The following is a 12,043-nucleotide window of genomic DNA, read 5'->3' as shown; positions in this document are numbered from 1 at the left end:
TTCTTTTTATAACTCTAATGTTAGCGGTGAATTTTCTTCACTGTTCATTAATCTGATTAAACTTGGCTTTATCTTCAGCAGTATATAATTAGGATCATTTGGTCCATCAAAATAATGAGACATCTGCTCAGACCAAAACTTTTCCTTTAATCCCTGCTCGTCTTGAATTGTTGCCGTACCTTCTACTTCAAGATAAGGGTTACCATATCCATCGCCGTCATAACCAACTAAAAGATGCACATTAGGATTTTCCTGAATCTCTTCAGCTTTATGAGTTTCGATACTAGTTGGCGTATAGAAGGTAAGTTCATCATGATAAAAGGTCATATATCTGGAATGCGGCTTATTCTGTTTCACACTCGCAAGTACTCCTGTTTGCCTTTTTTCTAATACGTTCAATATTTCTTGTTTTAGCTGCTCTTTATCCATTTCATCCACTCCTTTAATTTTCTGGCTCTACTAACTCTACCTTCTAGGATGGAAAATAAAACATCATGTTATGCATGAACGGAGCAGACTCGTTTAAAGTTAAACAGAAGCAGATTCTTTCATCGCTTCCTCTTCTACCTTATCCATAAAATCTTTTACCACTTTGTTGTTATTTTTATCACCAGCGATTTTAAGCATGACTTTGCCTAAGAAATTAATACCTTTAGTAAATCCCATATAAATAAAGCGGGTTCTCATTTCATCTATTTTTATTAAAGTAAAGGCTGTTTCAATTTCGAAGGCTTTTCCTAACGTAAACCCTATACGCAAGTATTTTTTTGATTCAGTGTTTTCATACCCAAGAGTCTCAACAATGTATGTTTCCACTCTTCGTCCCTCTTTGTAAGATTGACGATACGTAGAGCCCACTATATCTTCTTTCTTTTCAATTGGTGTATGTTCTACAACGTTTGGCATGATGCGCTGCAGATTTTCATCAGAAAAGAGTTCCCACACCTTTTCTATATTTACAGAGATTACCTTCTCTTCATTCCATGTTATCATCTTACATCCTCCTCATTTCCCCACTTTAAAAACTGGTCGATTTCATCTATTGTGCCGTGCAATTCCTCTATTTTTTTCTGAATGTCCCGCTTTTTTTGATTAAGGATGTTTTCCAGGTTTTCGAAGGATTCATCTTCAATAACGGTGATCATCTCTTGAATCGTAAAGTTGAATTTTCTCAAACTTACCAGGATCATTGCAATTAAATATGATCCATTATCGTAATAACGGTAATTATTCTTTGGATCAATGTAAGCTGGTTCAAGCAGTTTCACCTCTGCATAATACCTCAAAGTCTCCTTGCTTAATCCTGTCATTTTTGAAAACTCACTAACTCTATACATCCTTTCATTCACCACCTGCATCTCCATCATAAACCGTGTTGCGCACCACAGAGTCAAAACTTTTTTCACATCATTTTATAATCTTCCTCAAGAAGCTGAGTTTCCCTTTAAGAAAAAGGAATTAGTATTGGATAAGAGAATATTAAACCACTATAGGGAGGTGTTAGCATGGAGTTTAAGAATTACGAAGAATTTTGGCCATTCTATCTTTCGCAGCATAGCAAACCATCGACTAGAGCGTGGCATTTTGTTGGTACTTCATTTGTCTTTATCTTTATTATACTTGCGGTTTGGAAAAGCCTTTGGTTTCTTTTATTAGCTCCTGTTGTAGCTTACGGCATTGCCTGGTTCAGCCACTTTTTCATTGAGGGAAATAAGCCTGCTACTTTTGGACATCCATTCTGGTCTTTGAGAGCCGATTTTCGTATGTATCGGATGATTTTGTTTGGGCAGCTAGGGAATGAATTAAGTAAACTTTCGAAAGAGAAAAGTATGTAAAAGAAAACCCCATTTCAAGATAGAAATGGGGTCTTTACTCTCATTTATTCTACTGTTACTGACTTAGCAAGGTTACGCGGCTTATCTACGTCACAGTCGCGGTGAAGCGCTGCGTAGTAAGAGATCAGCTGCATTGGAAGTACAGATACAAGCGGAGTCAAGTATGGGTGGATCTTCGGAAGAACGATGCGATCGCCTTCTTCTTGCAGTCCATCCATAGAGATCACGCAAGTGTACGCACCGCGTGCCGCTACCTCTTTTACATTACCGCGGATACTTAAGTTAACATGCTCTTGAGTTGCTAGAGCGATAACTGGCGTACCGTCTTCGATTAACGCGATCGTACCGTGCTTAAGTTCTCCTCCAGCAAATCCTTCTGCTTGGATATAAGAGATTTCTTTAAGCTTAAGTGCAGCTTCTAAGCATACATAGAAGTCAGCAGCACGGCCGATAAAGAATGCGTTGCGAGTTACAGCTAAGAACTCACGAGCAATCTGTTCCATCTCTTCTTTTTGATCACATAAAACTTCCATAGCGTTTGCTACAATCGCAAGCTCCTGAAGCGGATTGAAGTCTAACTCGATGCCTTTTGCACGAGCAGAATCAACAGCTAAGATAGCAAGAACTGCGATTTGTGCAGTGTATGCTTTTGTTGAAGCAACAGCGATCTCAGGACCAGCATATAAGTTAAGCGTATAGTCTGCTTCACGAGAAAGTGTAGATCCCGGAACGTTTGTGATCGTTAATGCTTTGTGACCTAGTCTTTTGATCTCTACTAATACGGCACGGCTGTCTGCAGTCTCACCGGATTGTGAGATAAAGATGAACAATGGCTTTTCAGATAAAAGCGGCATGTTGTAAACAAACTCACTTGCGATGTGTGATTCAACTGGGATGTTTGCAATGCTTTCGATAAGCTGCTTACCAACAAGACCTGCATGGTAGCTCGTTCCGCATGCGATGATGTACACACGGTCTGCGCCTTTCATTGCAGCACGGATATCATCATCGAGCTTAAGGTCGCCATTTTCGTTTTGGTACTGATTAATGATGTTACGCATTACGAAAGGCTGCTCATCAATTTCTTTTAACATGAAATGAGGGTACGTGCCTTTTTCAATGTCGCTTGCATCTAGTTCTGCTGTGTAAGGTGCACGTTCTACAACTTCACCATCAAGAGTCTTGATGGTATAGCTGTCACGAGTCACGATTACAATTTCTTTATCCATTAATTCAACGTATTGATCTGTTTGAGAAAGCATAGCCATTGCATCACTTGCAATAACGTTAAAGCTTTCACCTTTACCCACTAATAATGGGCTTTTGTTTTTACCAACATAGATGGTTTCAGGGTTTTCGTTGTCGATTAAACCGATCGCATAAGAACCTTTAAGTTCAGACAATGTACGGCGGAATGCTTCTTCCACTTCCATGCCTTCTTTTACAAAGTGTTCTACCAGCTGAACGATTACTTCTGTATCTGTTTCAGACAATAACTCAACACCTGAAATGTATTGCTTCTTCACCTGTTCATAGTTCTCGATTACACCATTGTGCACAAGTGTAAAACGCTCTGTTGAACTTTGGTGTGGATGTGAATTCACTTTACTTGGAACACCGTGAGTTGCCCAGCGTGTATGTCCGATCCCTACAGATGCTTCAACACCTAGATCAACACTCTCACGCAAGTTAGCAATACGGCCTTTTTCTTTGAATACGTGAACTCCGTCTTCGTTAAGTACAGCAATTCCTGCTGAGTCATATCCGCGGTACTCTAATTTCTCAAGACCACGCAATAAGATTTCTTTTGCATCATTATTTCCAATATAACCTACGATTCCACACATAAATAAACGTCCTCCTTAAGCCATCACACTCTGCTGACGGCTTACATAAGAGGGCCGTGAGCGGGGCTCACAACCCCACCTATGTTTTCTATTTTTATTTTGGTTTCACTTGCTTTCGTCTTTGTACAGGAAGTCACCTTGCCTGGTTTGAACAAAAGCTTACGGAAGTGAATGTTCCGAGAGGCATCCGCCGAAATATCGATGAACCTCTTCCTCGTCAACTGCTTTTTTCCGATCAGCAGTTCAGGCGCTTTTTTGGATGAATGATTAACTGTAAACTCCTTCCTTTTATTTGAAGTAAACAAAAATAATCATACACGGGTTTTTCAAAACCGTCAATTATTATTCTTTCCCTATTTCAGAAAAAGTTGAAACATAAAGTTCCATAATAAAAAAATATGCATAAGCAGCCCTTTGTGTGAGCCGCATATGCATATGTTTCGTGCCCTTTTTCATTTTATGTCGGATAAAAGTCTTCCTTTTTATACTAACTCTTGTTTAACAACTTCTACGATAGTCTCTGCATGCTTCTGGCAAAGTTCTTCAGTAGGTGCTTCTACCATTACGCGCACAAGTGGTTCTGTTCCAGAAGGACGTACAAGCACTCGGCCGTTTCCTTCAAGTTCTGTTTCCACTTGGTCGATAGCCGCTTTAATCGCTTCATTTCCGTTCAGCTTAGATTTATCTGCTACTTTAACATTGATTAAAAGCTGAGGGAATTTCTTCATCTCTCCTGCAAGCTCTGATAATGGTTTGCCAGTTGCTTTTAGAATAGATGCAAGCTGGATTCCAGAAAGAAGTCCATCACCTGTCGTTGTGTAATCTAAGAAAATAATGTGGCCGGACTGCTCTCCGCCCAGGTTGAAATCGTTCTTGCGCATCTCTTCCATTACGTAACGGTCACCAACAGCCGTTTGGGCAGATTTCATGCCGCTTGCTTCGACTGCCTTATAAAATCCAAGGTTACTCATAACTGTTGATACAACCGTATCCTGCTTCAAACGGCCCTGGTCTTTAAGATGCTTCGCACAGATGAACATAATCTGGTCACCATCGACAATATTTCCTTTTTCATCGATCGCAATCAAGCGGTCCCCGTCACCATCAAACGCTAATCCCATGTCACAGCCTTTTTCTTTTACAAGCGCAGCAAGCTTCTCTGGATGAGTGCTTCCAACACCTTCATTAATGTTTAAGCCGTTTGGGCTAGTGCCCATCGTTGAAATATCTGCTTCAAGATCAGCAAATAAGTGCGGTGCATGTGATGATGTAGCACCGTGTGCACAGTCAAGTGCGATATGCAATCCTGAGAAGTCTCCAGGAATCGTTTGTTTTAAATATTGCATGTATTTCTGTCCGCCTTCAAAATAATCGCTGACAGAGCCAAGGTCGCCTCCTACAGGACGAGGCAGTTCATCTGTATCTTTATCTAAAAGTGCTTCAATCTCCGCTTCTTGCTCATCTAAAAGCTTGAAACCGTCTGCTCCAAAGAATTTAATCCCATTATCCGCAACTGGATTATGAGAAGCTGAGATCATGATTCCCGCTTGTGCGCCCAGCGCTTTTGTAATAAAAGCAACTCCAGGTGTTGAAATAACACCTAAGCGCATTACTTCTGCACCGATGGATAAAAGGCCAGCTATAAGAGCGCCTTCCAGCATTTGTCCTGAAATTCGTGTATCACGGCCGATCAAGATTTTTGGCTTATCTGTATCTTTTGTTAGAATATATCCTCCGAAACGTCCTAATTTAAAGGCAAGTTCAGGCGTCAGCTCTGTATTTGCAACTCCTCTTACTCCGTCGGTACCAAAATATTTTCCCATTATTGCTCTCTCCTTCATCTATTGACTGCTAGTTTCTGTTTGAATTTCCACACTGGCTTCTTGAACTGTATCTGTCAGATCAATATCAGCAGGATTTTTCCAATCTATCTTTACTTCGTGAGTTCCTTCTTCAAGCTGGCTCACATCTAAAATACCTTCGAGATCTGATTTTTGGAGCGAATCAAGCGCACTCTTCTTGCCTCGCACCGTCACATCGACGGCGCCATCTTCAGGGTCTAGAATAGTAGCTTTTTTCTCATCGGTCGTGCCAAGCAATGTTAATGGAACATCTTCAAACGTTCGTGTAACCTCTTCATCTTCAACGTCAATCGAAACGGATACCTCTTTTACAGAAACAGATTCAATTCCATCTGGAACAGGAACATCCACGGTTAATGTTGTATCTTTTTTAATCTTGCTAAGATCTATAGAAATCTCTTTAAATGAATCATATTTATCTAAAGAAGTTGTTGTACCTGTCAGCGTAATCTCATTTGGATCAGATGTTACTGACGCAAGTGTTAGACCTTCTTCCAGCTCTCCACTTGTACGGATGGAAATAGGTACTGTTTTTTTAGGTTTCTTTATCGGCACTGATACCTCTGCCGTTTCAGGAGAAACCTGAACATCAATGAGGTCGCCTTGTTGATTGTATGCTCGTAAAGGCACTTTGGTTTGTATAGTCTCGTCCGCATTCCCTACGTCAACAAATCCCGTTATAAATGAGATCTGATCGATCATTCCTTCTGGACCAGTTACTTTGACGGATTTTGGAGAGAATTCAACATCTCCAGCTGTATAACCCTCTGGGAGCTTTCTTGTGTTTTTCAGATCAACGTTAACCGGCATCTCTTTCGTAACTTTCTTATGAAGGATTACATCAATGTATTCAGGCTTCACCTTCGCCTTAACGCCTTCAGGCAAACCTCGGACATTTACTTTAACCCGTTTATTGCCCGGATCCTCATTAGTCAGATCAATATATGCTTCGACTTCTTTATCTACTTTTGTGGCTTTTGTAATTAACCGGCTCGAGCCTGTTAAGGTAATATCTACTGAAGAGGGCAAATCGGTTAAGACATATTGCCTTTCATCAAAATAAGGTGTAATTTCAACGTCCTGAATGGTCTCACTTTCCGTATACATTTTTGAAAAAATAGAACGGTTAGCTGCTTCTTCCTGCGTTTCCATTGTAACGATGGTATACATCATTAAAGCAAGGAGGAAAGCAATGATTTTAACAAACCATGAACTATTAAGGAGTTTGTCCATTTTTCTTTCCCCTCCAATTCCAGCGAGTTGAGGAAGTGGACTTATTCGCAATAATCAATTCTGCATTTAACAAATTTCTTAAAGACTCTTCGTCCAGATTCCGATAGATTTCCCCGTTTTTTGTAAGGGAGATCGTACCTGTCTCCTCAGAAACTATAACCGTTATAGCATCTGTTACTTCACTGATTCCTAATGCTGCTCTGTGTCTTGTCCCAAGTTCTTTTGAAACAAACGGACTTTCTGTAAGCGGCAAATAACAGCCAGCTGCAAAAACCTGACTTTGTTTTATAATGACAGCTCCATCGTGAAGCGGTGTATTCGGTACAAAAATATTCGTTAACAGCTCGGAAGTTAAGTGCGCCTGAATTGGAATCCCAGTCTCTACGTACTCACTTAACCCTGTTTCTCTTTCAATTGAGATGATTGCTCCGATACGGCGTTTAGACATATAGTTTGTAGATTTCACAATTGCCGCGATCGTTTTCTCAGTTTCCTCTTCTTCAGGAATTCCAGTCCTTGAAAAGAATCTGCCTCGCCCAAGCTGTTCCAGCGCTCTTCTCAGCTCTGGCTGGAAGATAATAATAATGGCCAACAAACCATATGTAATGACTTTATCCATCAGCCAAGACATCGTCCGAAGATCGAACGAACTGCTCAGGAACCATACTACAATGATCACGCTTATCCCTTTTAACAATTGAACAGCTTTCGTTCCCCGGATAATCATGATCAATTTATAGATGACATACGTCACCAATAAAATATCAATTATTTGTGTAAGGTAATTAAAAATATTAAAATCTGCGATTGGTAACATAACTTCCCTCCCAACTCGGGTATGTGTTCCAAGTTGAAGTTTATAATGGATTTAACTTATTTATTATAGCATACCTCATTACAAAGAAAACTGAGCATGAGAGGCTCAAGTTTATGAAATTCGAGGCTCATTCTTTTGGTAGCGGCAATGAAACTGCCCTTTGCTTAATACCACCCTAGGTATTAGAGCGGGAATTCCACGGTAAACTGGATTAATCCCACGTTAGTTGGGTTTTTTCTCACGTTAATTGAATTAATCGCACGTTAATTAAAAAATAACCACGAGACGACAATCCCTGACAAACTTCGCGCCGCGGATACCCCAGCATCATTTTTCTTCAGCCAACAAAAAAAGCCGTCTCTAAACGGCTTTTATCATATTGCATAGTTTCTTCTTTTGTACTAACCAATGATTTCAACTTGTACCATACCCATTCGACAACTTGGCCGATTTCCTGACTGTGGCCCGTAACCTCACCTGCTGATGCAAGATATTGATTACCTTTTATTACGGTGACATCGCCCTCTACTCTTCCTTCAATACGGACGTCTGCATTCTCAACGACAAGGTCGCCTTTTATCGTTTCCCCAGCTGGGACAACGACTACCCTTTCAGCCTTTTTGATCTGAAGGTTTCCTTCTCCTTTTACAACAGCCAGGTCTTGTTGATTATAGCTTGTGAAAACCGATGCTGCCATAAAGAACATAAAGATCGCCGCGGCTGTTAAAGCAGGATGGCGCTGCATCCATCGTTTCCATTTCATCTGCTGTTTCTCTTTAGGCAGCTTTGCCATAACAGCCCGAGTAAATCCTTCAGGTGCCTTTATAATATGATTCTGTAACTGTAATTCTTTTAGAGTATCTAAAAGCAGCTCGTATTCTTCTTTACATGATTCACATTCTTCCAGATGAGCATGAAAGACACGCTCTTCTTCCTTTGTCGCTTCACCATCGAGTACTTTGTTCATCAATTCATCAAATACAGAAGCTTCACACTGCATTTTTCTTCACCTCGTTTTTACAACCATTTGAAATACTTTCTTCAGCGCTTCTCTGCCTCGATGTATACGAGTTTTTACAGTTGGGACGGGTATGTCCATTATGTGGCTGATTTCTTCCAGTGATAAATCTTCTACATATTTTAGAACAATTGCTGTCCTATACTTTTCGGGGAGCTTCATAATTTCTTCTTGCAGTTCATTCCATCGTTCATTTTCTGTAACAACCTGTTCAGGCAGCGGTTCTTCAGATGAGAGCTGACTATACATCGTAGCTCCGTCAGTGCCAGGTACTTCAGCATCTAAATAATAATCAGGTTTCTTCTTTCTGAGCCTGTCAATGCATAGGTTTGTGGCAATTCTGAAAATCCAAGTTGAAAATTTAAATTCATTATTGTATTTACTTATATTACGGTAAGCTCTTAAAAAAGTTTCTTGTGCTAAATCTTCTGCTTCGTGTCCATTGCCGACCATCCGGTAACAATGCCGGTATATTTTATCTTTAAAAAGGTCTACAATGCCTTCAAACGCTTCCTGGTCCCCTTTTTTGACTTGGGCAACCATATTCGCTACTAAGGCGTCCATCTATTATCACCACTCGGATTTTATTTACGTACCAGCTTGCCATAAGTTTCAATGATTCTCTTTATTTTTTTATTTTATCATGTTGCAGAATTTGGCGAAATAAAAAGGTATATTTTTCTAGTTTAGGTGTTTCAAACTAATAAGGCCTGGGAATATTAATCATATAAAATACTTTATCGAGTGAAGAGAGGGGTTGTTTGTATGCATAGAGATGTATTGATTGAACAAATCGAACACTCCAGACAGCAAATGAATGAACTTTCGAAACATCTTCCCTTAATTGCAGAAGAAGTTGTTGAACTTTCTCAAGAAATAGACCAGCTGCTAAATCAATATCAACGCATAAATGAAAAAGAACAGTTGCTTCCGTAGAGAGGCAACTGTTTTTGTTTGAACAATTTTATAAAAGTTTTTCTCCGAATAAAGATCCCATTAACGCCACAGCAACCGTAGCTGTTTTGTTCTTCTCATCAAGAATCGGATTTACTTCTACAAATTCTGCTGAAGTAATTATTTCTGCTTCTGCAAGCATTTCCATCGCCAGATGACTCTCTCTGTAGCTGATTCCCCCAAGTACCGGTGTACCAACTCCAGGAGCATCGTGCGGGTCTAATCCATCAAGATCAAGACTAAGGTGAACCCCGTCAGTATGTGCTAAGTATTCAATCGTCTCTTCCATAACCTTTGTCATACCAAGACGATCCACTTCATGCATCGTGTAAACTTTAATGCCTTTTTCTTTTATAAGTTCTCTCTCACCTTCATCAAGTGAGCGCGCTCCAATGATAACAATGTTTTCTGGCTTCACTTTAGGTGTATAGCCGCTGATGTTTGTTAGCATCTCATGGCCAATACCGATGCTGGCAGCTAAAGGCATTCCATGAATATTGCCGCTTGGAGAAGTGTCTGCGGTATTCAGATCACCATGCGCATCATACCAGATGACACCAAGGTTTTTATAGTGTTTTGAAACACCTGCTAAAGTTCCAATCGCAATACTGTGGTCTCCGCCTAATACTAATGGAAACTTTTTGTTGGAAATTACGCTGGATACAGATTCAGAAAGCTTTTCACTTGCTTCCAAAACTCCGTTTAAGTTTTTAAGATTACCTTCGTTCTCATTACTTTGTTTTTCTGGACGAGCAATTTCAATATCACCTAAATCCTCAACCAGATAGTTAAGGTTTTCTAAACGCTCAATAATTCCTGCATATCGAATAGCACTCGGCCCCATATCGACACCGCGTCGCATTTGCCCTAAATCCATCGGTACTCCAATCACTGATATATCTTTTAACATTTCTTCTTCCTCCCTTATGAAAAACAAAAAAACTAACGAATTCCTAGTACTATTGTATCTGTAAGGGATTTCATGGTTCAACTGGACAAAATTTTGCATAGATATACCAAAAAGAAAGCGCTTTCGATGGTGAAATACATATTTATGAGATATAGAATGGAAAATGAGTGAGTGAGGAAGAAAACGAGTGCGGTGGTATTTCTTTATTTTCATTTTCTTTGAAATTATAGACGTAATTTGATTTTCTAAGCCGTAATTCTGTTTTTTTAGTTTTAGTAGCCGTAATTCTCCGCTTATAGACTTTTCGACATTTGGTATATCCTTCATAAAAGTGAAAAAGAAGATGGATAAGTACATCTTCTAACCTTTTTTAAATATAAAAAAAATCAGGCCATCGCCTGATATCAATTGTTATGTATATGGTGGAGCTTAGCGGGATCGAACCGCTGACCTCCTGCGTGCAAGGCAGGCGCTCTCCCAGCTGAGCTAAAGCCCCGGAATAAATGGAGCGGGTGATGAGAATCGAACTCACGACCAGAGCTTGGAAGGCTCTTGTTTTACCATTAAACTACACCCGCATTATCTAAAAGCAGTATTGTCTGTCTTTTTAAATCTTATACAAAGATGGTGGAGGGGGACGGATTCGAACCGCCGAACCCGGAGGGAGCGGATTTACAGTCCGCCGCGTTTAGCCACTTCGCTACCCCTCCACATAAAAAAAGAGACGTTCTTAGATCTCTAAAATCAAATTTTAATCGTTAGTAAAATTTGATGGTGCCGGCTAGAGGACTTGAACCCCCAACCTACTGATTACAAGTCAGTTGCTCTACCAATTGAGCTAAACCGGCATAAATGGTGGAGGATGACGGGATCGAACCGCCGACCCCCTGCTTGTAAGGCAGGTGCTCTCCCAGCTGAGCTAATCCTCCAAAGAAAAGTTGGTGACCCGTACGGGATTCGAACCCGTGTTACCGCCGTGAAAGGGCGGTGTCTTAACCGCTTGACCAACGGGCCATATATTTATGATATGGAGCTTCCAACCGGGCTCGAACCGGTGACCTCTTCCTTACCATGGAAGCACTCTACCTGCTGAGCTATGGAAGCAAAAAGTAATGGCTCCACAGGTAGGACTCGAACCTACGACCGATCGGTTAACAGCCGATAGCTCTACCACTGAGCTACTGTGGAATAATATAATTTGCGTATTTTGAGATAAAGCCCAGCGACGTCCTACTCTAACAGGGGGAGACCCCCAACTACCATCGGCGCTGAAGAGCTTAACTTCCGTGTTCGGTATGGGAACGGGTGTGACCTCTTCGCCATCATCACTGGACCTAGTACTCTCAAAATAATATATCCTGTTGGGACAAGATAAATTTTATTATATTTCCATACATTTTGCAAGAGATTTTTTTAATGATTTTCATCATTTTATGTTCTCTCAAAACTAGATACGACGTTGCCAAACGTTTCATACAATTTTAAGGATAAGCCCTCGACCGATTAGTATCTGTCAGCTCCACGTGTCGCCACGCTTCCACACCAGACCTATCAACCTCATCATCTC

12 protein-coding genes, 8 tRNA genes and 2 rRNA genes are annotated in these 12,043 nt (G+C 40.5%); 2 read left to right on the top strand and 20 right to left on the bottom strand.

The window, feature by feature from the left end; genetic code table 11:
* Positions 1 to 6: 6 nt before the first annotated feature.
* The 3 genes from ACFQ4X_RS17250 to ACFQ4X_RS17240 all read right to left on the bottom strand — a co-directional run bounded on the left by ACFQ4X_RS17250 (position 7) and on the right by ACFQ4X_RS17240 (position 1,337).
* Positions 7 to 429: a pyridoxamine 5'-phosphate oxidase family protein gene (locus tag ACFQ4X_RS17250; RefSeq protein WP_379837371.1), complete on the bottom strand. Its 423-nt coding sequence runs from the start codon at positions 427 to 429 to the stop codon at positions 7 to 9.
* Positions 430 to 528: 99 nt separating this feature from the next.
* Positions 529 to 993 carry an SRPBCC family protein gene (locus ACFQ4X_RS17245; protein ID WP_379837369.1) on the bottom strand — a complete coding sequence of 155 codons (465 nt, stop codon included), beginning with the start codon at positions 991 to 993 and terminating at the stop codon, positions 529 to 531.
* Positions 990 to 1,337 (bottom strand): MerR family transcriptional regulator, encoded by a 348-nt coding sequence (locus ACFQ4X_RS17240; protein WP_379837367.1) that lies wholly within the window; start codon positions 1,335 to 1,337, stop codon positions 990 to 992. The genes ACFQ4X_RS17245 and ACFQ4X_RS17240 overlap by 4 nt, the downstream gene beginning before the upstream one ends.
* A gap of 168 nt (positions 1,338 to 1,505) precedes the next feature.
* On the opposite strand from ACFQ4X_RS17240, the gene ACFQ4X_RS17235 reads away from it, so the two are divergent.
* A complete protein-coding gene (locus tag ACFQ4X_RS17235; protein ID WP_379837365.1) occupies positions 1,506 to 1,835 on the top strand; it encodes an Mpo1-like protein in 330 nt (109 codons plus the stop codon).
* A gap of 44 nt (positions 1,836 to 1,879) precedes the next feature.
* On the opposite strand, the gene glmS is transcribed toward ACFQ4X_RS17235, so the two are convergent.
* The 6 genes from glmS to sigW form a co-directional block, all read right to left on the bottom strand.
* Entirely contained in the window at positions 1,880 to 3,682 is a 1,803-nt protein-coding gene (glmS, locus tag ACFQ4X_RS17230; RefSeq protein ID WP_379837363.1) for a glutamine--fructose-6-phosphate transaminase (isomerizing), read from the bottom strand.
* A gap of 482 nt (positions 3,683 to 4,164) precedes the next feature.
* Positions 4,165 to 5,505: a phosphoglucosamine mutase gene (gene glmM, locus ACFQ4X_RS17225; RefSeq protein WP_379837361.1), complete on the bottom strand. Its 1,341-nt coding sequence runs from the start codon at positions 5,503 to 5,505 to the stop codon at positions 4,165 to 4,167.
* A gap of 18 nt (positions 5,506 to 5,523) precedes the next feature.
* Positions 5,524 to 6,777 carry a CdaR family protein gene (locus ACFQ4X_RS17220; protein WP_379837359.1) on the bottom strand — a complete coding sequence of 418 codons (1,254 nt, stop codon included), beginning with the start codon at positions 6,775 to 6,777 and terminating at the stop codon, positions 5,524 to 5,526.
* Positions 6,761 to 7,594, bottom strand: a complete 834-nt coding sequence (gene cdaA, locus ACFQ4X_RS17215) for a diadenylate cyclase CdaA (protein ID WP_066285608.1) — start codon at positions 7,592 to 7,594, stop codon at positions 6,761 to 6,763. The genes ACFQ4X_RS17220 and cdaA overlap by 17 nt, the downstream gene beginning before the upstream one ends.
* Before the next feature lie 337 nt (positions 7,595 to 7,931).
* A complete protein-coding gene (locus tag ACFQ4X_RS17210) occupies positions 7,932 to 8,594 on the bottom strand; it encodes a zf-HC2 domain-containing protein (RefSeq protein WP_379837357.1) in 663 nt (220 codons plus the stop codon).
* 6 nt (positions 8,595 to 8,600) lie between these two features.
* A complete protein-coding gene (gene sigW, locus ACFQ4X_RS17205) occupies positions 8,601 to 9,176 on the bottom strand; it encodes an RNA polymerase sigma factor SigW (RefSeq protein WP_066285604.1) in 576 nt (191 codons plus the stop codon).
* Positions 9,177 to 9,377: 201 nt separating this feature from the next.
* Between sigW and ACFQ4X_RS17200 the strand changes: the two genes are divergently transcribed.
* On the top strand, positions 9,378 to 9,548 hold the full coding sequence (locus ACFQ4X_RS17200) for an aspartyl-phosphate phosphatase Spo0E family protein (protein WP_077365737.1): 171 nt from the start codon (positions 9,378 to 9,380) through the stop codon (positions 9,546 to 9,548).
* Between the two features lie 28 nt (positions 9,549 to 9,576).
* Here ACFQ4X_RS17200 and rocF read toward each other — a convergent pair whose 3' ends face one another.
* The 11 genes from rocF to ACFQ4X_RS17145 form a co-directional block, all read right to left on the bottom strand.
* Entirely contained in the window at positions 9,577 to 10,476 is a 900-nt protein-coding gene (gene rocF, locus ACFQ4X_RS17195) for an arginase (protein ID WP_379837354.1), read from the bottom strand.
* A 420-nt stretch (positions 10,477 to 10,896) separates the two neighbouring features.
* Positions 10,897 to 10,972: transfer RNA gene (locus ACFQ4X_RS17190), tRNA-Ala, on the bottom strand.
* Between the two features lie 8 nt (positions 10,973 to 10,980).
* Positions 10,981 to 11,054, bottom strand: a tRNA-Gly gene (locus tag ACFQ4X_RS17185).
* 47 nt (positions 11,055 to 11,101) lie between these two features.
* Positions 11,102 to 11,186: transfer RNA gene (locus ACFQ4X_RS17180), tRNA-Tyr, on the bottom strand.
* 62 nt (positions 11,187 to 11,248) lie between these two features.
* A tRNA-Thr gene (locus ACFQ4X_RS17175) sits at positions 11,249 to 11,324 on the bottom strand.
* Between the two features lie 5 nt (positions 11,325 to 11,329).
* Positions 11,330 to 11,405, bottom strand: a tRNA-Val gene (locus ACFQ4X_RS17170).
* Between the two features lie 10 nt (positions 11,406 to 11,415).
* A tRNA-Glu gene (locus tag ACFQ4X_RS17165) sits at positions 11,416 to 11,490 on the bottom strand.
* 14 nt (positions 11,491 to 11,504) lie between these two features.
* Positions 11,505 to 11,580: transfer RNA gene (locus ACFQ4X_RS17160), tRNA-Thr, on the bottom strand.
* 9 nt (positions 11,581 to 11,589) lie between these two features.
* Positions 11,590 to 11,664, bottom strand: a tRNA-Asn gene (locus ACFQ4X_RS17155).
* A 29-nt stretch (positions 11,665 to 11,693) separates the two neighbouring features.
* Positions 11,694 to 11,809 (bottom strand): 5S ribosomal RNA (gene rrf / locus ACFQ4X_RS17150).
* A 150-nt stretch (positions 11,810 to 11,959) separates the two neighbouring features.
* Positions 11,960 to 12,043: ribosomal RNA gene (locus ACFQ4X_RS17145) — 23S ribosomal RNA — on the bottom strand; the annotation flags it as partial.

Origin of the sequence: Fictibacillus halophilus (assembly GCF_042680145.1) — a bacterium.
Taxonomy (GTDB): Bacteria; Bacillota; Bacilli; order Bacillales; family Fictibacillaceae; genus Fictibacillus; species Fictibacillus halophilus_A.
The sequence above is the reverse complement of the archived record's forward strand: the minus strand, read 5'-3'. Positions and strand labels throughout refer to the sequence as shown.